The organism is Onishia taeanensis (assembly GCF_900100755.1).
Taxonomy (GTDB): Bacteria; Pseudomonadota; Gammaproteobacteria; order Pseudomonadales; family Halomonadaceae; genus Onishia; species Onishia taeanensis.
Genome location: NZ_FNCI01000024.1, coordinates 1 through 20,124 on the forward strand (window position 1 = coordinate 1; position 20,124 = coordinate 20,124).

Consider the following 20,124-nt stretch of genomic DNA (forward strand, 5'->3'; position numbering starts at 1 on the left):
CCGGCGTCGCTGACGGTCAGCGCGTCATTTTCCGGATCGGTGTCATTAGCCAGCACGTTGGCGCCACTCAGCGCGGTGTCTTCGTCGGTAGTGAAGACGTCATCGGCGGCGCCGGTGCCGTCATTACCGGCGGTCGGGGCGTCGTTCACGCCGTTGACGGTCAGGGTCACGCTGGCGGTATCGGTGGCGCTGCCATCACTGACGGTGTAGGTGAGCGTGCCGGTGGCGGCTTCACCGACGCCCAGGGCATCGAAGGCGCCGGACGGGTCGAAGCTCACGTTGCCACCTTCGTCGATGGTGACCTCGGCGGTCACCGTGAAGCCATCGGGACCGGTGAAGGTCACCTGACGGGAACCGGCGTCGCTGACCGAGAGGCTATCGCCCTCGGGGTCGGTGTCATTAGCCAGCACGTTGGCACCGCTCAGCGCGGTGTCTTCATTGGTGGTGAAGGCGTCATTGCTTGCCTCAGGTGCAACATTGGCCGACGGGCTATCAAGGAATGCCGGCGCCCCCCGCAGCTCACTGTCGATATTGTTTGCGCGCGCGGTATCGAAAGCGAAGGCCAGAGGATCAACGGATTCCACAATACGCGCCAGCTGAATGAAGCTATGGCCGCCGCCTTCAGCGCCATCTCCACCACCGGCGGCGGTTGCCTCCAGGTCATCAAGCAGATCGCCCTCTCCGTCCAGCGCCGCCAGTAAAGCGTCGATGCCCTCGTCCTGGGCACTGGCCTCATCCGGCTCGACAGGCTCGTCTGCATCCAACTCGCCGCTCATCGCCACCTGCTGGCCACCACCAATCGCAACCGGCGGCAGACCATCCTCGAAATCCAGCTGCACCGCGCCGCTATCGGAGGTCACCAAGGTCTCACCATCCAGAAGCTGGTCACCCTGCTGCAGCTCACGAAGATCACCTTCGGCGTCTCGCGCCCAAGCCTGACCAGAAATAGAGACAACGGTTGCGATGGACATGATGAACACTCCCAACTGGGGCAGCGCCTCCGACATCAGGGTCGAAGGCCGAAATATGGCTTATGCCAGTCAGGCTACGGCGTGAACGACGCAAGGGATACTGTACCGATAGTACAGTAGGCGAAGACTAGTGCTGGGGAGTGGGGGTTTCCTGGCGAGAGAGCATGAGGACCAACTGCATCCGGTCACGCACTTCGAGCTTGCGAAAGATGGCACCCAGGTGTGCCTTCACCGTGCGCGGGGTGATGTCGAGCTGCCTGGCTACCTCCTTATTGCTGTGGCCTTCGGCCACAGCCAGGGCAACCGAACGCTCGCGTTGGGTTAGACGCTCCAACCGCTCGACCTGAACACCCTCACGCCCACCAAGAGCCCGAAAGCTGGACCCGACGACCTGAGACAAGAGCTCGCTGCCCACCCAGATCCCCTGATGCTCGGTCACCAAGGCGACCTGTTTGAGCAACTCCGCGGGCGATAGCAAGTGGGCATACCCTCGCGCGCCAGCAGCCAAGGCACGAAGCGCCTCGCGGCTTTGCGGTTGCAGCGCCAGCACGCAGACCACGGCACCTCGCGCGGCGAGCCGTGCCACCGTTTCTTCCCAATCCGGCAAATGGCTCGGCACCCATGCGTGGCATGGCCCTTCTCGCTCATCATGCACAACGGATTCATCACCGGCGCGCCCCTCGGGAAAAGCCTCGCGCCAGCGCATCGGCACCTGGTCAGACGATAAAAGAATCCAGTGTTGCATCATCGACTCAGCGCTCCGTTAAGGCGTTCTGCTGGGCGCGCAGCAGGGGTTTGAGCAGGTATTCCATGACCGTGCGCTTTCCGGTGAGAATATCCACTTCAGCGGTCATGCCGGGAATGATGTCGAGGCCATTATTCAGCGCATCGGTCTGCGTCTTGACCCGCACCAGATAGAAGGTATTGCCTTCTTCATCGGTGATGGTGTCGGCGCTGATATGCTCGAGCTCTGCCGGCACACCGCCATAGACCGCGAAATCGTAGGCCGTGAGTTTAATGGTGGCCGGCTGGCCCGGTCGCAGAAAGGCGATATCCTGCGGAGCGATACGCGCCTCGACCAGCAACTGATCGTCGCTTGGCACGATCTCGACCACGTCCTGGCCAGGCTGTGCGACACCGCCGATCGTCGTGATGGTCATGCGCTGCACGATGCCATCGACCGGCGAACGAATCTCCGCCAGTCGCACACGATCCTCGAGCCCGGTGCTGGATTCATCGAGCGTAGAAAGCTCGGAGAGGGTTTCGGAGAGCTGATTGCGCCATTCGCTACGTTTTTCCGCCTGCGCCTCTCGAAGCTGGGCCCGGGCTTCTTCTGCCGCGGATTCAAGCCGCGCCACCTGAGACTGGGCCTGGTTTCGATCGCCCCTGACGCGAGAGACTTCCCGCTCAAGACGCAGCACCTCCACCTCTGACACGGCACCGGAGTTAAGCAAGGGGCGCGTCAGCGTCAGCTCCCGTGAAGCCAGGCTGAGTTCGCGGCTCGCCGTGGCCAGCCGCGACTGGGCTTCGGCGAGTTCGGCCTGACGCTGACTGAGACGCTCCTGCAGCACGCCCTGCTGCTCGGCAAGCGCCGACAGGCCGCTGGCATAGAGCGCTGACTCCTGAGCCACGAGCTCGGGAGCCTCGGCACGCAGCGTCTCGGGCGGATCGAAGTCGCTGCTAGTTGCCAGGGCACGCAGACGCGCGGCCCGTGCCTGCAGGGCCTGCGCCCGAGCACGGTTCTCACGAAACGTCGAAATGAAGCGGGTCGGGTCGATACGCATTAATAGCTGACCGGCCTCGACCTTCTCGCCTTCCTCAACCAGAATCGCATTGACCACCCCGCCGTCAAACGACTGCACGCGCTGCAGCTGGGAGGAAGGAATCACCCGCCCGGTGCCGCGACTGACCTCATCGAGTTCTGCAAAATAGGCCCATACCATCAGGCTCACTATGGCCAGCACCATGCCGTAAAGCAGCGCCCGAGCACGCAGGGGCTCTTGCTGAATGCGCGCCCAATCCGCATCCGTGGCCCAGTCACGATCAAGGTGAGCAGCAGACACGCGCTTGGCGAAGAGCCGATCGATCAGCGGGCGCAACACCTTCCCCCCTTGGGCCGATACATGACCAACGGCCTCGAAGCCTTTCTGCTCTGCATGGCGCGAGGATTCGTCCTTTCGGCTCATCGTGCTGCCCTCCCGATCTTGCCATTGCGCAGCGCCTCGACGACCTGATCCCGCGGCCCGTCGGCCACAATCTTGCCACCATCGACCACGGCCACCCGGTCCACCAGGGATAGTAACGAGGTCCGGTGCGTCACCACGATGACCGTCTTGGCCTTGGCAAGCGCCGACAGACGCTTCTTGAAGGCTTCTTCGCTTGCATGGTCCATGGCACTGCTCGGCTCATCGAGCAGCAGGATCTGCGGGTCGTGCACCAGCGCACGGGCAATCGCCACGCCCTGACGCTGCCCGCCGGAGAGCCGCTCCCCCCGTTCCCCGACCGGCATATCCAGCCCTTGCGGGTGACTGTTGACGAAGTCCTTGAGCCCCGCGACGTCGATGGCCCAATGCAAGGTCTCGTCACTCACCCCATCACTACCGCCACCGGCGATCACGTTGTCGCGCAGAGAGCCGAAGAACAGGCTGACATCCTGTGGCACATAGCCAATATGCCGACGAAGTTCCAGTGGATCGAACTGGCGAATATCCACCCCATCGATGGTCACCGCACCAGCAGTGGGCTGATAGAGCCCGAGCAGTAGCTTATTCAGGGTCGACTTGCCCGACCCGACCCGACCCAGCAAGGCCAGCTTTTCCCCCGCCGCCAACTTAAGCGATACCTCACGCAACGCCTCACGCTGCTCGTTCGGGTAACACAACGACACCCGCGAGAATTCGATATCGCCACGGATCAGCGGGCGAGAAACCCATTGCTGCTGGTCGGCGCGTTCGGTTGGCTGGGCCATGACCTCATTCAATGACGCAAGAGATGTCGATGACTGGTGATATTGCGCCAGCAGCCCCGCCGACTGACTGATCGGCGCCATGGCCCGGGACGACAGCAGATAGGCAGCGATCAAGCCGCCCTGGGTCAAATCCCCTGCGATGATCATATAGACGCCGACCACGATCACCGCCACAGCCACCGTATGCTGCGTCCACATTGCCACACTGGTCACCGAAGAAGCGGTCAGGCGAAGCTGAGCCGAGGTGCGTGACAAGAAGGCCGTGGACCTTTCCCAGATAGCCTGAATACGTCCTTCAGCACGCAGTGCTTTCACGGTTTCCAGGTTGCCAAGCGACTCTACCAGGGTGGCATTGCGTTGCGCGCTAGCACGCCAGGTCGTTGCCGAGAGCTCATGCAACCGACGCTGAGCGGCCAAACCATAAAGCAATACAAAAACGATGCCGATAAGGATCGGGATGACCAAAGGCACGCCAATCAAGGCGATAATGGTGACGAAAAGCAGCACAAACGGCAGATCGACCAGCCCTACCACCGTCGCGGAACCGATGAAAGCACGCACGGATTCGAAGGACTGCAGCGTCGAGGCGAAAGAGCCCGAAGAGGCGGGCTTCCCCTCCATCCGCATACCCAGGACCCTCGACATAATCGACGAGGAGAGCTTGACGTCGGCGCGACTAGCGGCGAGATCCACGAAGGCATTGCGCATCAGACGCAGGGCCAGATCAAAACACAGCACCACGAAGATGCCGATCGCCAGCACCCAGAGTGTCTCGGCCGCATGATTCGGGACCACGCGATCATAGACGTTCATCACAAACAGCGGCATCGCAATGGCGAAGAGATTGATCATTGCCGAACCGATCAGGACATCACGATAGACGCGACGATTCTCGCGAATCACATCCCAGAACCAGTGGCCGTGTCGGGTAGCGCCGCGCTGCGGGCTCTGAGCATCAAACCGAAAGGCCGGGCGAGCATAGAGCGCGCGGCCACTGTAGCGAGCCTGAAGCTCATCCAGCGACACCTCGACCACCGCCTCGCCAAGTTCAGGAAAGATCACCTTGGCTTGACGCTCGGTGACGTCCAACGACAGCAAGACACAAGCACGCATTGGCTCGAGCAGCAATACCACCGGGAACAGCGACGGGTTAAGTTGAACCAGCCGGCATCGCGTATGGCGCGCCGATAGGCCGGCGCGCTTGGCGGCGCGCGCGAACACCGAGGGCGTTAGGCGTCCCTCTTCCAGCGGCAGACCCGCCGTCAGCGTGTCTGGATTGGTTTCCCGGTCATGAGCCCGAGCCACCACCTGCAGGCATGCCAGCAAGTCGTCTTGTGGTGTTGGCGTGTCTTGAGCAGGCAGCTCGTGGGAGGCGTCCTTGGCCTTTTTCGCATCACTGGTCAATGGAACCTCGACGATTCAAACAATAAGAAGACTCGAGCCAGACTCTGGCCAGGTCGGCATGCAGCACTGGCCCGATTGTCGTCTCAAGGCCTAATGCATTCAGCTTGGCTGTTCCGATTTCACAACAAAGGCCTCGGTGTAGCCCAATGCTTGCAGCCGGGCCTGCAGCGAGGGAAGCTCCTTCGCGGCCACCGGGCCTACCTGAACGCGATGCAGGTCACCGTCACTGAGTACCCGCAGCTCGCTGGCAAGACGTACCGTCAGCTCCTCTTTTAGGGCCCGTGCCCGATCCACGGCGCTCAGTGCCGCCACCTGGAGATAGGTGGTTGGGGCATCAGCCTTCGGCGTAGTGGTGGCACCGCCAACGGCGTCGCTGCTGTAGGCAACGGAAAGTGACCCCGGGCGCATCGTCGAGGCATCGAAGCCGAAGTCCAACGTCTCAAATGTGATCTCGACACGGCGGTTCGCGCGACGCCCCTCGGCCGTATCATTCGTTGCCACCGGCTGGCGAGACCCGAAGCCACGTGCGACCAGCAGCGCCCTGTCCACCCCGCGGGTCGCCAGATAACCGGCCACCTGATCGGCCCTCGCCTGCGACAGCGGCTCGTTGATGGCATCGCTGCCGGTACTGTCGGCATGGCCGGCAATGACGACGCGGGCCAGATCGTTGCGGGCCTTGAGCTCCGCTGCCAGGCCCGCAAGTTCCTCCCTCGCCTGGGCAGACAGCTCGGCGCTTCCAGGCGCGAACAGCGCATCCGCCGAGAGCACGATATCAGGCGAAGCAGACTCGGGCACATCAAGGCCGGCCGTCAGGTCATCAAGCGTAAGACTTGCCGGCCCTTGTGCCGGGCAGATCGCGTCAGCGTCGACCGTGACGCCCTTGCTGCCGATTTCACCAAGAGATGGCAACCCCTCGCGGCGCACCTCGAGCTGAGTGAGCAGCGCCCCCATGGCGGCCAGGGTTTCCGCTTCGGCAATGCGCTGATCATAGAGGGCATTGGCATAGGCACGGCTGGCATCGAAGTACTCGTTCTCGCTATCCAGCACGTCCAGCAGAGTCCGCTGGCCAATATCGAACTGCTGCTGATAGGCGCCACGCACGCGGTCGATATGCTGCCGGTGCTGGTTCAGATAGCGCTGTTGCTCTTCGAGCCGCCGGGCAGACTGATAGGCGATCGACGTGGTCTGACGAAGGCCGACGCACTCCTGTTCGCGCAGGCTGATGCTGCGTTCGACCTCGTCGCTGACCTGACGGAAGCGCGCCTGATCGCTGCCGCCTCGGTACAGGTTCATGGTGGCCACCAGCTCCGCAGAGCTGCCATCGCGACGGGTCACGCCCGAGCGTTCGTTGTCACGTCCCGTCCGCGCCCGAAACTCGAGCCGTGGCTGGTAGGCCGAACGCGTTCCGGCCAGCTCATTACGCGTCGCCTCGATATTCTTGATGGCGGCATGAAAACCAGGATTGCCCTGGTACGCCATGTTCAGGGCGTTCTGCAATGAGGCGGGCAACGCCTGATCCAACGCTGGAGGCGGTACCAACGTAGACGACGGAACCTCCCCCACCAGACGCTGGAAGCGGGCACTGACATCGTGAAGGTTAGCCGCCTCGGTCATCAGATTAGATTCTGCCAGTGACAGACGACCGCTGATCTGTTCCAGATCGACACGCCGGCCTGAGCCTGACGTAACGCGCTCCTCGATTTGACGGTAGACACGCAGATGCTTGGCATAGTTATCCTGCGCCAGCGACACCAGCTCACGATAGCGGCGCACGTCCTCATAGGCGCGGAAGACATCGGACGCCACTTCTTCACTGGCATCGAGCAGCTCAAAGAAGCGCACCTGCTTGGCCTGGTCGAGGCGCGCCACTTCATTTTGGGTCGAGAAGCCGTCATACAGCATCTGTGTAAGGGTCAGTTCGACGAAATCGGTGCTGTAGCTGCCGGCACCGTCATCGGACACCGCTTCACGCCCAACGCCCGCGGTGGCATCCACACTAGGAAAATAGCCCCCACGCGCCACGTCGACTTCATTACGTGAGGCTTGGAAGGCGTGCCAGGCGGCCCGCACCTCAGGGTTCTCATTAACGGCCTGACGGACAGCCTCGGTGAGCGTCATGCTGCCGGCGGGAGCCTGCTGAGCCAGAATGGGGGCGGCCTGCACCATCGATGCGACCAGCAGTGAGCCCGCAAGCCAGCGAGAGTTAAAGCGCCTTGGCCGCGAAGCCCGCAAAAAAGCAACTGCAGATGAAAGATCTTCCATATTTTGTCGTCCGCCCATTGTCCTTGGCGTTCCTTGTCAAGGACTCGCCACCGATTACAAGTAACATTTACCACATATTTAAGCCACTAATGTAAATCATGTCACATTTTCTGCTGAGTGACTGCTATAAAACCAAGCCCGCCCCTCATGAATGGGTATGGGATTTAACCCTTTTTTGCCTGTCGCCCGATGTCGGCAAGAGGCGACGGAGGACGTAATCTTCTGCCAACAATCCCAACAATGGCGATTCTCCATGGCACCGTCAGGCTCACCGCCACCACAGCCGATATGCTATGGTCTCGCCATCACCGTGGCAGCGGCCCTGCCCGGTAGGTTTTGCCACCCAGATTGTGCCATCGAAAGGAGCCGTCCATGTCCGCACCCGAAATCCAGAAGACCCGCGTGATCAACGAACTACGCGGATTCATCAAGAAGCTGCTGCAGGACCCTCAGATCCTCGAGCAATCCCTGGTAGTGGCACGCCAGCACCTGGCGGAAGGCTCGGATGCCAAGATCATGGCCCGTATCGCCAACGACATCTCCGACACCACCAGCGTGCATATCCCTGAAGACCCCAGCGAACACTCGGAGGCCGACAAGCTCTACCTGGAGCTACTCAAGGAAGTCGTTGGCGAAGAACAGGCCATGTACTGAATCGCCATCAGGTAATGCTGACGCGCGTCACACATTGACATGGCTCATGAAAGCGTCAGCGTGGCCTTTTTCCTGTTCACACCTGCATGCCCTTCGTCTAGAGTTACCCTTGGTAACAAAGCGGTGATGCCTCCTCGCCCCCGCACCAGATGTAAGGGCGCTACATGAAGGATCACCGCTTCCTATAAAAACATAAGCCATCGGCATCAGCTGGTTAGACGCACGGCGGCGGCAACGCAGGTAAAATCATGATGATGTTCAGCGAGCTCCTGTCCTGGGTCGACCCCACAGACACATTAGGAGCGACACCTAATAAAGAGACAGGCGGACGCTCTAGCCGCAAGACGCGCTGGGGTGCGGGCCTGCTGATGGGACTGTTGCTCAGCTCCTGCCTGCAGGCCGCCGAGCTAACCCCAAGCAAGCTCGTCCCTTCCCAGGACACCACGCCGATCCTCATCCTGCAGGCCGCCGATCGCCGAGAGCAGCTGTCGCTTTCCGACATCGAGCGCCTGCCCTTGCACGAGGCAAAGCTGCAACACCCGGAAGGACCGGAGGGCGTCTACAGTGGCGTTCTGCTGGAAGATTTTCTCACCGCCTATGCGCTGGGCGATGCCGCACGGCTGCGCCTGATCGCCGTCGACAACTACTCCATCTTCCTCAAACAGGCGCAGCGGAAGAAGAAGGACTACCTGCTCGTTACCCGCTTCGACGGCGCGCCGATCCCGCAGAGCCAGCGCGGCCCGCTGATGCTGGTGGTGCCCGCCGATGAAGACGCCGTCCTTGAAGGACAGGAGCCCTTCGACAAGTGGATCTGGTCGCTGGCAACGATCAACGCGAGCTGACGACCATGGCAACCACCAAGTCCCGCTTGAGCCTGGGGTTCTCGCGGCGCCAACTGCTGATCTGGATAAGCTTCCTGCTATTGTCAGGGCTTGCCGTGATTGCCATCACCTTCTATGCCAGCTACGCCCAAAAACAGCTGGATGCCGACTACATCGCCTTTTCCAGTGAAATCGTGCGGGCACAGCACGATGGCGAAGCGCTGCGCCAATCAAGCCTCAACTTGCTGGACCACCCCCAACCCCTGCACCAACGGCAATTGCTTCAGGCGCTGTGGATGATCCATAGCCGCCAGATGACCATCGAACAGTACCTGCAGCGAAGCAAGCTGACGGCGCATGATACCCAACACATCCTCGAGGAATTTACGCATCTGGATAGCCTGCTTCAGCAGGCAGACGCCATTGCCCCCGATGTGCTTGAGGACACCAGTCAACTCAGTTCGCTGCACGACCTGACGGAAGACATCGATAACAGCCTGGCCTACATCTATAGCGAACTGCATACGCTGATGATTCGAGGTGCCACCGAGCAGCAGCACATCATGTCGGTGATGACACAGATCATCATCGCCCTGGGCATTCTTGTTCTGGTAGTCATACTCGGACTGCTTGTCGCCATAGAAAAGATTCTTGGCCAGCAGCATGAACTCGAACACCTATCGATAACGGATGAATTGACGGGCCTAGAAAACCGCAGGGCTGCCATGAACAGGGCAAAGCATATCTTGACGCTTGCCAAACGCTCAGGCGATTCGGTTAGTTTGGCGATTATAGATATTGATCATTTCAAGCGCATCAATGATCGCTACGGGCACCCTTTCGGCGACCAGGTAATCAAGCAGCTCGCACTGCAACTAAAAACAATGGCGAGGGAATCTGACGTCTTGGCACGAATCGGAGGCGAAGAATTCTGCCTGCTGATGCCGAATACTAACCCCGATGGGGCCAGTGAGCTCTGTGAAAGGCTACTAGGGAGCATTAGAGCCATTATCATCACCCATGAAGAAAATAGCGTCCCCCTGACGGTCAGCATCGGCGTGACGACGACTCACCACCAAGATGACTACGACTTTGATGTCTTATATGCCCATGCCGATGCTGCGCTGTACCGAGCAAAGGCCGGTGGAAGAGATCAACTAGAATCCTTTGTTCCCAGCACCAGAGGCTAACGGTCCAAATAAAAAAGACCTGGCAAGCGAACCTTCAAATCGGACGAGGTTTAACCCCACATCAACAAAACCACTCAACCTTCTTGACTATAATGCAACAGACTAAAAAACCATTTGCAACAACCACCCAATCATATCCAATAGTAAAAAACTGAAAAGAAAAACGATACTACTGAGAAAAATAAAAAAAGTGGCCGATAAAAAATCGACCACCACTACCAACTAGACATAGATATTCAAAGAATCAAGCACTCGTGCAGCCATCGGGCCTGAATGCATCATCAACATTGGTAACACAAGTCCAGCCGTTAGCTTGACGTTCAATCTGGATATAGTCATCTGAAATGTTAGAGCTCGCATCATCCCCATCAAATGTAAACCTTACATATGCATTTTGCTCTGCATCATCTGCATCTGTAGTCTGTTGCACACTAATAGTTCCCAAAGTCCCAGCAGCATTAGCACCAACACCTATGAACCCTGCATCCGAACCTGTCAATGACAAATCATCGCCATTCTGAATTGCCACTTCAGCTTGCGTTTGCGTTCCCCTGACAGTCGCGAATGCTGAAGTCACCTCTGATCGAGTTACATAATCCTGATACCTGGGTATAGCCACAGCTGCCAAAACACCGATAATCGCCACAACGATCAGCAGCTCAATCAGCGTAAAGCCGCCCTGTCCCGACTGCATACCCTTCATGTGTTTCATACCTTGTTTCCTCATACTTCCCCCTTGCATGACTGCCCATTAGGGCTTCGTTGCCGATCCATACGTTTCAGTCGGCTGGCTTGCCTGGCTGAGCAGCATGATACTAGCGATTTTATGGAGTGACATCAGCATTGCTGAGTGTGCTAATGCCCTATCAGCTTCAATGGTAGCTATCACCAATGCTTTTCTATGCCTCACATTAAGCCACACAGGTGACAACGGCAAGACACTGAAATGGTCGGCTTTCGGCCATTCTGCCCCATCAGCTCAGTCTGGTGGAGGGTGCCTCTGCCTAATGCCTGCCTAACCAGATAGAATGATCGCCATCGTATTCGTAGCAACCTTTTCAGGAGTGCCTATGCAGGATTCACAGCCGCGGGGCGCAGCACACCATGGCCATCCTGCCGATGGTGGTAGCATACCTTCAGCGCTGCGGGGGTTCGCTAGGCGTCTATCGGCCGACGGCTACTTGAGCGAAGCTGCAGCACAGCGTGCCCTGCAGGACGCAGAGCAAGAAGGCATCTCGCTGATGCGCCATGTGGTCGAGAATGACCTAGTGCCCGCTCGACAAGCGGCGCTCTCGGCAGCATGGGAATATGGTTTACCCTTGCTGGACTTGGACGCTCTGCGGCTGGATAGCCTGCCTCCGCCTCAGGAAATGCCGGAGAAAATTCTCCGTAAACTCAGCGTCATGCCTCTCTACCGCAGCGAGCACCGCCTAACGGTCGCCGTTCCCTACCCGTCGACGTTAGCCTTACTGGACGAGCTGCAGTTCGCCACCAACCTCACGGTCGAAGGCGTGCTGGCACCGGTCGATCAATTAGGGCCAGTACTAGAAAGCTATCTGAGCCACCACGAGAACGCAGAGATTTTTGGTGGCCTCGACGATGCCAGTGACGGCCTGGAAGGGCTCGAGTACGAGGAATACGACCCTGAAGATGACCAAGCCGTAACCGCTGGCAGCGACGATGCACCGGTGGTCAAATTCGTCAACAAGGTGCTATTGGATGCCATACGCCGTGGGGCCTCGGACATCCACTTCGAACCCTACGAATCCAGCTACCGAATTCGTATGCGCATCGATGGCATCCTGGTGGAAGCGGCACGCCCTCCCTTTGGCATGCGCACTCGCATTGCCGCGCGTTTGAAAGTCATGTCGCGGCTCGATATCTCAGAACGCCGCCTCCCACAGGACGGTGCTGTCAAGCTAAAGCTCTCCAAGCAACGCTCGATCGACTTTCGCGTCAGCTCCCTACCCACAGTGTTCGGCGAAAAGCTGGTGCTGCGTATTCTCGACCCAGCTACCGCGCAGATGGGCATCGACTCGCTTGGTTTCACACCACAGCAGCGCAAGATGTACGAGCAGGCGCTCTCAGACCCTCAAGGCATGGTTCTGGTCACCGGCCCCACCGGCAGTGGTAAAACGGTATCGCTCTACACCGGCATCAATATCATCAACACCGGTGAACGCAACATATCTACCGCCGAAGACCCCGTCGAAATCAAAGTCCCTGGCGTCAACCAAGTTAGCGTACTGCCAAAGATTGGCTTGACCTTCGCCAGCGCCCTTCGCGCCTTTCTGCGCCAGGACCCTGACGTGGTCATGGTCGGTGAGATTCGCGATCTAGAAACGGCTGAGATTGCCGTCAAGGCCTCACAGACCGGCCATTTGGTGCTTTCTACCGTACACACCAACTCTGCCGCAGAGACTTTGACGCGCCTTTCAAATATGGGGATCGCCCCCTTCAACATCGCCAGCTCGGTATCGCTTATTATCGCCCAGCGTCTGGCGCGCCGGCTCTGCCAGCATTGCAAGGAGCCGGTTAACCTCCCAGTAGAGGTGCTTCGAGAAGAAGGCTTCACAGAAGACGAAATACAACAGGCGACCATCTACCATCCGATCGGCTGCAGACACTGTACGCTTGGCTACAAGGGGCGCGTCGGCATCTATGAAGTCGTACCGATCAGCGACGCCATCAGTCAGTTGATTATGCGCAACGGCAACGCCATAGAACTTGACGAACAGGCAAGGCGTGAAGGCCACCCGGACCTGCGCCGCAGTGGCCTACTCAAGGTCATGCAAGGGATGACCAGCCTCGAAGAGGTTAACCGCATCATTCGGGACTGATCCCATAGCGCATCGTTGCCGATCATGACCCAAACGGGTCCATAGCATTCGAGGGGAACGCCCATGGCGCGACAGCCCAAGCAAAAGAAGCCAGCAAAACTGCAGCGTTGGAAATGGACGGGCAAAGGCCCCGGCGGGCGGCGGGTCTCAGGTGAGATCGTTGCCAAAGAAAAAGAAGAAGTACAACAGCAACTCAATAGCCAGAATATCCTCGTCAAGAGCGTACGCCGCAAAAGCAGCTTTGGCAGTGGCATGAGCAAGATCAAGCCGCGCGATATCATGATCTTCGCCCGCCAGATGGCCACCATGATCAAGGCCGGCGTACCTATGCTGCAGGCCTTCTCCGTGGTAGCGGAAAGCCTCAAGAACCCCACCATGAGCGCCCTGGTCCAGGACCTGATGAGCGACGTCTCATCGGGCACCAGCTTCTCGGATGCACTGCGCAAGCATCCCAAGCACTTCGATCGATTATTCGTCAATATGATCGAAGCAGGCGAGCAGTCGGGCTCGCTTGACCATATGCTCGAGAAGGTAGCCAGCTACAAAGAGAAGATCGAGTCACTCAAGGGGCGCGTCAAGAAGGCGCTCTATTATCCCGTCGCCGTCATATCAGTGGGTATTGGCGTGACCGCACTCCTGTTGATCAAGGTGGTCCCCCAGTTCGAGAGTCTCTTCCAAGGCTTTGGTGCCGAACTCCCGGCAATGACACGCATGACCATGGCCCTGTCCGACTTCGCCCAGCAATACTGGCTCTGGGCAATCGGCTTGGTTATCGCGAGTATCGTACTGATCCGCCAGGGTATGAGACGCTCCGATGCCTTCACCTACCGGATGCATGCCCTGGCGCTGAAACTGCCGGTGATCGGCGACATCCTCGACAAATCATCGGTGTCGCGGTATTCCAGCACGCTCGCCACCACCTTCGGTGCCGGCGTCCCGCTCGTCGAGGCCCTCGAGACTGCCGCTGGCGCCTCGGGCAATAAGGTCTATGAACGCGCCATACATCAGGTGCGAGATGATGTCTCGTCCGGCCAGCAACTACACTTCGCCATGCGGCTGACCGAGCAATTTCCCGCGCTTGCCGTGCAGATGGTAGGTATTGGCGAGGAATCCGGGGCCTTGGATGCGATGCTCAACCGGGTGGCGGAATACTATGAGGAAGAGGTAGACAACAAGGTAGATGCCCTCACCTCGCTGCTCGAGCCGTTTATCATCGTCGTGCTCGGCGTGCTGGTCGGCGGCCTCGTTGTGTCAATGTATCTCCCCATCTTCGAGCTGGGCAGCGTCATCTAGTATTGGCAGGCCTTTCGCCACCACTGGCCTGCCCACATTAACACCATGCTCGTTCTTTCTAACTATTCAGAGTCCAGGAGCCACCCTTGCTTGCCGATCTTCCTCCCACCTTATTCTGGCCACTGATCGTTGTCCTCGGCCTATGCTTAGGCAGCTTCCTGAACGTGGTGGTCACTCGGCTGCCGGTGATATTGATGCAAGGCTGGAGAGCAGAAGCCCGCGAGGCGCTAGAGCTCGAGGCAGAGACATCTACTAAGTTCAACTTGATGACCCCGGCCTCGCAGTGCCCGGCCTGTAACGCGCCGATCAGCTGGCACGACAACATACCCTTGATTGGCTTTCTAAAGCGGCGCGGAAAATGCGCGAACTGCAAGAAGCCGATTAGCCCGCAATACCCCATGATCGAGCTTGCGGGCATGGCGCTGGTCGTGGCCGTCATCGCCATATATGGTGCAAGCCTGCAGAGCCTCTTCTTAATAGGCGCCTGCCTGGCATTACTTACGCTCGCAGTGATCGATTTTCGTACTCAGCTACTGCCTGACATCATCACCCTTCCGCTGCTATGGGCCGGGCTTGGCTATCAGTTGATGTTTCAACCGCTCATGCTGACCTCGGCCGTCATTGGCGCCATGGCCGGCTATCTTTCACTATGGTGCTTCTACTGGCTTTTCAAGCTCGTCACCGGCAAGGAAGGCATGGGCTATGGCGACTTCAAACTGTTGGCCGCACTGGGCGCTTGGCTAGGTTGGCAGACCCTGCCCTTGGTGCTGATACTTTCGGCTGGCGTGGGCGCCATCATCGGCATTCTGCTGCAGGTCGTCGTGCCACGGCTACGCGGCGCTCCCATGCCCTTCGGCCCCTTCTTGGCCATGGCTGGCTGGATAGCCTTGCTGGCCGGCGCACCGCTGCAGGCCGCCTACCAGGGCCTAATATCATGAGCTTCACGATCGGCGTTACCGGTGGCATCGGCTCAGGCAAGTCGACCGTTGCGCGCGCCTTTGCGGCCCACGGCATCGACTGGATCGATGCCGATGATGTAGCACGCGAAGTCGTCGAACCGGGCGAGCCAGCCCTCGAGGATATCGCTAACCACTTCGGCCCCGGGATACTAACCGACGACGGCCATCTAGATCGCCGCGCCCTGCGCAGCATCGTCTTCAGCGATGAAGCCGAGCGGCGATGGCTGGAGTCGGTCACTCACCCACGCATCCGCGAACGACTCGAAGCACATCTTGCCCGCATGGCAGCGACGGATGCCCCCTACCACCTCCTGGTATCCCCGCTATTATTAGAGTCCGATCAGCATCGACTGGTAGACCGCTGTCTGGTGATCGATATTCCCGAGACCCTGCAAGTCAGCCGAACCGCCAGCCGCGACGGCGTTGATGAAGAACAGGCCCGGGCCATAGTCGCGGCCCAAATGCCCAGGCAGGAACGGCTTGCCAAAGCCGATGACATCATCGACAACAGCGGCGATGCCGACGACCTGGCTCGTCAGGTGGCAAGACTCGATCACTTATATCGCCATCCTCATCAGACCGCTTGAGAATGCCCGCTAGGAAAAGCCCACTCGTCTGGATTGCCTTGGCTTCGACGATTGGGCATGCTGACGCAACTCTTAACCGCACGAGATCCATATGACCCAAGAACACGCTTCCCGCCCCTTGGAAGTCGCCTGCCCACAGTGTCGCAAGAAGGTAGCCTGGATAGAGGACAACCTGCATCGTCCTTTCTGCTCCCAGCGCTGCAAACTACTCGATCTGGGCGCCTGGGCCGATGAGTCTCATCGCATTGCTGGCGAGCCCGCCATGGATGAGACCGAGATCGACGAGATGATCATGCGCGCCGAGCGCGGCCAGGAATAACGAACCAGCGCCATGCAGGACGACCAACACCCAGGCCCGGCGGAGCCCCAGTATCGCCTACTAGCTGAGCTTGAGGAGGCCTTCGATACGATCATCAATCGCATTGAAGCCTTGGTTCAATGCTTCCGCGAACAGAATCGTGAAAGAAACATCGGTGCCTGGGCTTTACACCACCCTACACCCGACGCCGATTGGCTAAGAGCGGCACTGCTCGACTTCTGGTATCAAGACGGACAGGATGGCCGCACCACCCGCAGCTATGTCGGGCTGATTGCCGCCAACCAGCAGATGCTCGAGCATGTAGCAAAGGTCAATGCGGCAAAGGACGACTTCGCCGACATATTGGCAAAGATTCGTGAGCATGCCGCTGACCTCATCCCCGAGATCAAAGCGGTGCTGCCATTTCGCCATCCGGCCCTACATGCTCACCTTACCGGCCAAGGCCTGGCCAGACTCCACCTCAAACAATGCTGGCGCGCCTTGCCGGTAGCGAATGCCCCTCTATCCCGCGTACGACTCGCCTGGTATTCGAGCGGCCGCTCGATCAAGAAGCTGAGCGTCCGCGACGCTGAGAGAAAGTTGCTGGCACTGGATACAGACGCGCCTCACGTGCGTATCCAGCTCAAACGCCTAGCCGGCATTCCTGACAGTGAGTCATTGGCCCAGGTTCAGAAGCAGGCGCCTCTGATGCGCGCCAATCTCTTCTTCACTGAGCCGCTAGCCGACGGCCGCGAGCGTCGCGCCATGAACGTTGCATTGCCGCTATTCATTCCTAGTACAAATGGTCTTCTGCCCGATCATAATCAACCCCCTCCTACTCCGCAGGAGAAACGAACACGCGCCAAAAGAAACGACGAGCGCCTTGAGGATAGCCCCTTCCTGCCAAGCCTGAGGATCTACCGCTATCGCTAGCCGGTATCTTGGAGCGACCCCAAAGTGCTTGAAGGAGTAGTCGAGCAGCGCCTGCGCCAAGTTGTTAAGACATTAAATCATCTCGATCGCAACCCCTGTCAACTTGAGCGCCTACGCCCATGTAGGTAGTGCCCTCCTAGAATACGCTGCATACTTTCGAAACCTCCTCGGCCGCACCACACTCGCTATTGAAGCCACCACTGGGTCGTAACGAAAGCTTATTTCACCACTTCCCAGCCTAAAGTGACCAACAGCCTTTGTCCCTTCTGGTACACCTAGCCAAGCGAGCATTGAGTGCAAACCATGCAAAAATAACTCTCCCAACCCTCGCCATGACATTCATGATGGCGACGACTGACTGGTAGGCGCCCGGTCAAGCACTTCGTTACAGCAGAACTCTTAGCGACTTGGCACCACAGCGAATAGAGAACTTTACATAATGACGCCGCCAGTCAAGTGTTGCGGTATAGCGACACTCATGTGTACTGAACTAACAAACACTCCAGGCTGTCTTTATAAAAGCCATGTGATTTTCCAAAAAAACGCCCCCGGCAAAACCGGGGGCGATGGTCGAGCAAGAGGCTAGATCACTCTTCTACGCGAACCAGCCAGGACTCGACGGTATCGTTGCCGTACTCGTCTTTCCAAGCCTTGAGGGTCTTCTGGTTGCCGCCGCGAGTCTCGACGACTTCACCGGTATTCGGGTTCTTGTAAATCTTCAGCTTGCGCTTGCGACGGCCACCGGACGATTCCGGTTTGCTCGCTGCAGCACGGGAAGCGGCCTTGGGGTCGACGAGTTCGATGACATCAGCAGCGCTCTTACCGTACTCTTTCATCAGTGCCTCGAGCTTTTCCTTGAACTCGAGTTCAGACTTCAAACGGTTGTCGTTTTCCATCTTCTGGAGCTCATCAGTGAGCTGCTTGAGCATCTGTTCTTTCTGCATGTAATCGTTGAGCAGGGACATGACAGTTCCTTATATCTGCTTCTGGTAGACGCTAGGGGATAGCGGATCAACAAAGTCGGGATGTAATCGACTTTGCATAAGTCTAATCGTTTTTATTTTAAACGACAATATCAGAAACCCAACACATTCTCATTGATTAATTTTTTACTCATTTTTACATAGCCGCCGAAAGGCATGAGTATGAGGATGACCTAGAAGAACAGAATCTGTTAACCTCACATATATCAAACTGTTAACAAAGAGAGTCACATGAGCCAGGCACTATGGCATCCCTATGCACAGATGCAGACTCAACCCGCGGCCCTAAAGGTAATAGGCGGTAGCGGAGCACGCTTCACCTTGGAAAGTGGCGAGCAACTCCTTGATGCGACCTGTTCCTGGTGGTGCATGATCCATGGATATGGCCACCCCAGACTCGTAACGGCCATCAAACAGCAAGCCGATTCCCTCTGCCATGTCATGCTTGGGGGACTGACACATGACGCTGCCGACCAGTTGTCGGCCGCTCTAGTCCGCATAACCCCGCCAGGCCTCAATCATGTTTTTTTCTCTGATAGCGGCTCGGTCGGAATGGAAGTCGCCATGAAAATGGCGGTGCAGTATCAGGTACAGCGCGGCCGCCCCGGCAAGCACCGCATGCTGTCGCTGATGAAGGCCTATCATGGCGACACAGCAGGCTGCATGGCGGTATGCGATCCCGATGAGGGCATGCATTCGCTGTTTTCCGGCTTCTTGCCAAAGCACCTTTTCGCACCCGCCCCCACGACAGCCTTCGATGCGCCAAGAGAGGCCGTAGAAGCCGACATTCAAGGCCTGCGCGAAATGCTCGAGGCTCACCACCATGAGATCGCCGCGCTGCTCATGGAGCCTCTGCTACAGGCCGCAGGCGGCCTCAATATGACCTCGCCGCATTACGTCAAGGCAGCCAGAGCCTTATGCGATGAATTCGGCGTACTGCTGATCTTCGACGAGGTAGCCACCGGCTTCGGACGCACCGGCAAGATGTTTGCTGCCGAGCACGCCGGTGTTACACCAGATATCATGGTGCTTTCCAAGGGACTCACCGGTGGCTACCTGGGGCACGCCGCGACTCTAGCCACAGATAGCGTCTACTCAGCCTTTCTGAGCGACGATCCCAACCGCGCCTTCATGCATGGCCCCACCTTCATGGGCAACCCGCTCGCCTGCCGCGTGGCACTGGAAAGCTTGGCGGTCTTCGAGGAGGAAGACTATCTGGGCAAGATCGCCGCGCTGAATGCGATTCTTCGCCAGGAACTGGCCGAGGATGCCGACCTCAAGGCACACCCTGCCGTTGAGGACGTCCGGGTGCTCGGGGCCACCGCAGTGATAGAGGTCCATGATGCAGCAAGTCTCGAAGGTGTACAGGACTTCGCACGCAGTCGCGGCGTCTGGTTAAGAAGTTTCGGCCGCTGGCTCTACACCATGCCCGCCTACGTCACTCTCGATGAGGAAATGCGCCAGATCACCTCGACCATGAAAGACTGGTTCTTGAATGCGTCGCCAGCGCCAGCACTCGGCGACTGAATGACCCGACGAGAAAACCCACGCTCGTTTCGCCTCTATCAGCCCCCTCACGAACCCAAACGCCAGAACCAAAAAAACGCCGCCCCTAAGGAGGCTGTGTGAAAACAGCCTCCTAAGCTGGCAAGATAGCCGTGAACTCACCCGTTCACGGCTATTTTTGTATGCGACACCTACAAGGACAGCCTCGCAGCCAGACCTCGCTGCTACCTCCCAGCATTGAAGAATATGTCCCGGAAAATCACCCGGTGCGGGTGATTGATGCCTTCGTGGAGTCCCTGGACGTCATCGAAATGGGGTTCGACAAGGCGCGCACCGCGGCCACCGGCCGGCGACCCTACCACCCGGGCGACCTGCTCAAGCTCTATATCTACGCCTACCTGAACCAGACCAGCAGCACTCGTCGCCTGGAAAAGGAGTGCCACCGCAACCTGGAG

Annotated in this window: 18 protein-coding genes; 11 read left to right on the forward strand and 7 right to left on the reverse strand. The window is 58.5% G+C overall.

Annotation, left to right across the window (positions count from 1 at the left end):
• From BLR71_RS17000 to BLR71_RS17020, 5 genes are all read right to left on the reverse strand, one after another.
• Nucleotides 1–971 (reverse strand): retention module-containing protein (locus BLR71_RS17000; RefSeq protein WP_175491719.1); only part of this gene is annotated, 971 nt, incomplete at its 3' end.
• 127 nt (nucleotides 972–1,098) lie between these two features.
• A complete protein-coding gene (locus BLR71_RS17005) occupies nucleotides 1,099–1,716 on the reverse strand; it encodes a helix-turn-helix transcriptional regulator (RefSeq protein WP_245696585.1) in 618 nt (205 codons plus the stop codon).
• Nucleotides 1,717–1,723: 7 nt separating this feature from the next.
• A complete protein-coding gene (locus BLR71_RS17010) occupies nucleotides 1,724–3,157 on the reverse strand; it encodes an HlyD family type I secretion periplasmic adaptor subunit (protein WP_092529004.1) in 1,434 nt (477 codons plus the stop codon).
• The gene (locus BLR71_RS17015) at nucleotides 3,154–5,265 is read right to left on the reverse strand and encodes a type I secretion system permease/ATPase (RefSeq protein WP_092529030.1); all 2,112 of its coding nucleotides are present in this window, start codon (nucleotides 5,263–5,265) and stop codon (nucleotides 3,154–3,156) included. Before BLR71_RS17015 ends, BLR71_RS17010 begins: the two co-directional genes overlap by 4 nt.
• Before the next feature lie 177 nt (nucleotides 5,266–5,442).
• Nucleotides 5,443–7,509, reverse strand: coding sequence for a TolC family outer membrane protein (locus BLR71_RS17020; protein WP_092529006.1), 2,067 nt, complete (start codon nucleotides 7,507–7,509; stop codon nucleotides 5,443–5,445).
• 468 nt (nucleotides 7,510–7,977) lie between these two features.
• On the opposite strand from BLR71_RS17020, the gene BLR71_RS17025 reads away from it, so the two are divergent.
• The 3 genes from BLR71_RS17025 to BLR71_RS17035 all read left to right on the forward strand — a co-directional run bounded on the left by BLR71_RS17025 (nucleotide 7,978) and on the right by BLR71_RS17035 (nucleotide 10,270).
• Complete coding sequence (locus BLR71_RS17025) at nucleotides 7,978–8,259, forward strand: hypothetical protein (RefSeq protein WP_092529008.1); 282 nt, start codon at nucleotides 7,978–7,980, stop codon at nucleotides 8,257–8,259.
• Nucleotides 8,260–8,507: 248 nt separating this feature from the next.
• Nucleotides 8,508–9,101: a hypothetical protein gene (locus BLR71_RS17030; RefSeq protein ID WP_139172680.1), complete on the forward strand. Its 594-nt coding sequence runs from the start codon at nucleotides 8,508–8,510 to the stop codon at nucleotides 9,099–9,101.
• Nucleotides 9,065–10,270 (forward strand): GGDEF domain-containing protein, encoded by a 1,206-nt coding sequence (locus BLR71_RS17035; protein ID WP_092529012.1) that lies wholly within the window; start codon nucleotides 9,065–9,067, stop codon nucleotides 10,268–10,270. The genes BLR71_RS17030 and BLR71_RS17035 overlap by 37 nt, the downstream gene beginning before the upstream one ends.
• Nucleotides 10,271–10,514: 244 nt before the next feature.
• Here the strand turns inward: BLR71_RS17035 and BLR71_RS17040 are convergent, their stop codons facing one another.
• On the reverse strand, nucleotides 10,515–10,982 hold the full coding sequence (locus BLR71_RS17040; protein ID WP_281241787.1) for a pilin: 468 nt from the start codon (nucleotides 10,980–10,982) through the stop codon (nucleotides 10,515–10,517).
• A gap of 358 nt (nucleotides 10,983–11,340) precedes the next feature.
• On the opposite strand from BLR71_RS17040, the gene pilB reads away from it, so the two are divergent.
• From pilB to BLR71_RS17070, 6 genes are all read left to right on the forward strand, one after another.
• Complete coding sequence (gene pilB / locus BLR71_RS17045; protein ID WP_092529014.1) at nucleotides 11,341–13,110, forward strand: type IV-A pilus assembly ATPase PilB; 1,770 nt, start codon at nucleotides 11,341–11,343, stop codon at nucleotides 13,108–13,110.
• Between the two features lie 63 nt (nucleotides 13,111–13,173).
• The gene (locus tag BLR71_RS17050) at nucleotides 13,174–14,403 is read left to right on the forward strand and encodes a type II secretion system F family protein (RefSeq protein WP_092529016.1); all 1,230 of its coding nucleotides are present in this window, start codon (nucleotides 13,174–13,176) and stop codon (nucleotides 14,401–14,403) included.
• Between the two features lie 86 nt (nucleotides 14,404–14,489).
• The gene (locus BLR71_RS17055) at nucleotides 14,490–15,341 is read left to right on the forward strand and encodes a prepilin peptidase (protein ID WP_092529018.1); all 852 of its coding nucleotides are present in this window, start codon (nucleotides 14,490–14,492) and stop codon (nucleotides 15,339–15,341) included.
• A complete protein-coding gene (gene coaE, locus BLR71_RS17060; protein WP_092529020.1) occupies nucleotides 15,338–15,949 on the forward strand; it encodes a dephospho-CoA kinase in 612 nt (203 codons plus the stop codon). The genes BLR71_RS17055 and coaE overlap by 4 nt, the downstream gene beginning before the upstream one ends.
• A 91-nt stretch (nucleotides 15,950–16,040) precedes the next feature.
• Nucleotides 16,041–16,268 (forward strand): DNA gyrase inhibitor YacG, encoded by a 228-nt coding sequence (gene yacG, locus BLR71_RS17065; RefSeq protein WP_092529022.1) that lies wholly within the window; start codon nucleotides 16,041–16,043, stop codon nucleotides 16,266–16,268.
• A gap of 12 nt (nucleotides 16,269–16,280) precedes the next feature.
• The gene (locus BLR71_RS17070; protein WP_092529024.1) at nucleotides 16,281–17,180 is read left to right on the forward strand and encodes a DNA replication terminus site-binding protein; all 900 of its coding nucleotides are present in this window, start codon (nucleotides 16,281–16,283) and stop codon (nucleotides 17,178–17,180) included.
• A 587-nt stretch (nucleotides 17,181–17,767) separates the two neighbouring features.
• Here the strand turns inward: BLR71_RS17070 and BLR71_RS17075 are convergent.
• The gene (locus tag BLR71_RS17075; RefSeq protein ID WP_092529026.1) at nucleotides 17,768–18,145 is read right to left on the reverse strand and encodes a histone-like nucleoid-structuring protein, MvaT/MvaU family; all 378 of its coding nucleotides are present in this window, start codon (nucleotides 18,143–18,145) and stop codon (nucleotides 17,768–17,770) included.
• Nucleotides 18,146–18,394: 249 nt separating this feature from the next.
• On the opposite strand from BLR71_RS17075, the gene bioA reads away from it, so the two are divergent.
• Together bioA and BLR71_RS17085 are read left to right on the forward strand one after the other, a co-directional pair.
• A complete protein-coding gene (bioA, locus tag BLR71_RS17080) occupies nucleotides 18,395–19,690 on the forward strand; it encodes an adenosylmethionine--8-amino-7-oxononanoate transaminase (protein ID WP_092529028.1) in 1,296 nt (431 codons plus the stop codon).
• Between the two features lie 161 nt (nucleotides 19,691–19,851).
• On the forward strand, nucleotides 19,852–20,124 hold a 273-nt coding region (locus BLR71_RS17085), incomplete at its 3' end, for a transposase (protein WP_139172682.1).

What these genes read in the sequence shown, in the direction of transcription:
- BLR71_RS17050 (WP_092529016.1), top strand. Translation starts at nt 13,174, where the DNA reads ATGGCGCGACAGCCCAAGCAAAAGAAGCCAGCAAAACTGCAGCGTTGG.
- BLR71_RS17020 (WP_092529006.1), bottom strand. Translation starts at nt 7,509, where the DNA reads ATGGTGCAGGCCGCCCCCATTCTGGCTCAGCAGGCTCCCGCCGGCAGC.
- coaE (WP_092529020.1), top strand. Translation starts at nt 15,338, where the DNA reads ATGAGCTTCACGATCGGCGTTACCGGTGGCATCGGCTCAGGCAAGTCG.
- bioA (WP_092529028.1), top strand. Translation starts at nt 18,395, where the DNA reads ATGAGCCAGGCACTATGGCATCCCTATGCACAGATGCAGACTCAACCC.
- BLR71_RS17010 (WP_092529004.1), bottom strand. Translation starts at nt 3,157, where the DNA reads ATGAGCCGAAAGGACGAATCCTCGCGCCATGCAGAGCAGAAAGGCTTC.
- BLR71_RS17030 (WP_139172680.1), top strand. Translation starts at nt 8,508, where the DNA reads ATGATGATGTTCAGCGAGCTCCTGTCCTGGGTCGACCCCACAGACACA.
- BLR71_RS17070 (WP_092529024.1), top strand. Translation starts at nt 16,281, where the DNA reads ATGCAGGACGACCAACACCCAGGCCCGGCGGAGCCCCAGTATCGCCTA.
- BLR71_RS17040 (WP_281241787.1), bottom strand. Translation starts at nt 10,982, where the DNA reads ATGAAACACATGAAGGGTATGCAGTCGGGACAGGGCGGCTTTACGCTG.
- yacG (WP_092529022.1), top strand. Translation starts at nt 16,041, where the DNA reads ATGACCCAAGAACACGCTTCCCGCCCCTTGGAAGTCGCCTGCCCACAG.
- pilB (WP_092529014.1), top strand. Translation starts at nt 11,341, where the DNA reads ATGCAGGATTCACAGCCGCGGGGCGCAGCACACCATGGCCATCCTGCC.
- BLR71_RS17075 (WP_092529026.1), bottom strand. Translation starts at nt 18,145, where the DNA reads ATGTCCCTGCTCAACGATTACATGCAGAAAGAACAGATGCTCAAGCAG.
- BLR71_RS17005 (WP_245696585.1), bottom strand. Translation starts at nt 1,716, where the DNA reads ATGCAACACTGGATTCTTTTATCGTCTGACCAGGTGCCGATGCGCTGG.
- BLR71_RS17025 (WP_092529008.1), top strand. Translation starts at nt 7,978, where the DNA reads ATGTCCGCACCCGAAATCCAGAAGACCCGCGTGATCAACGAACTACGC.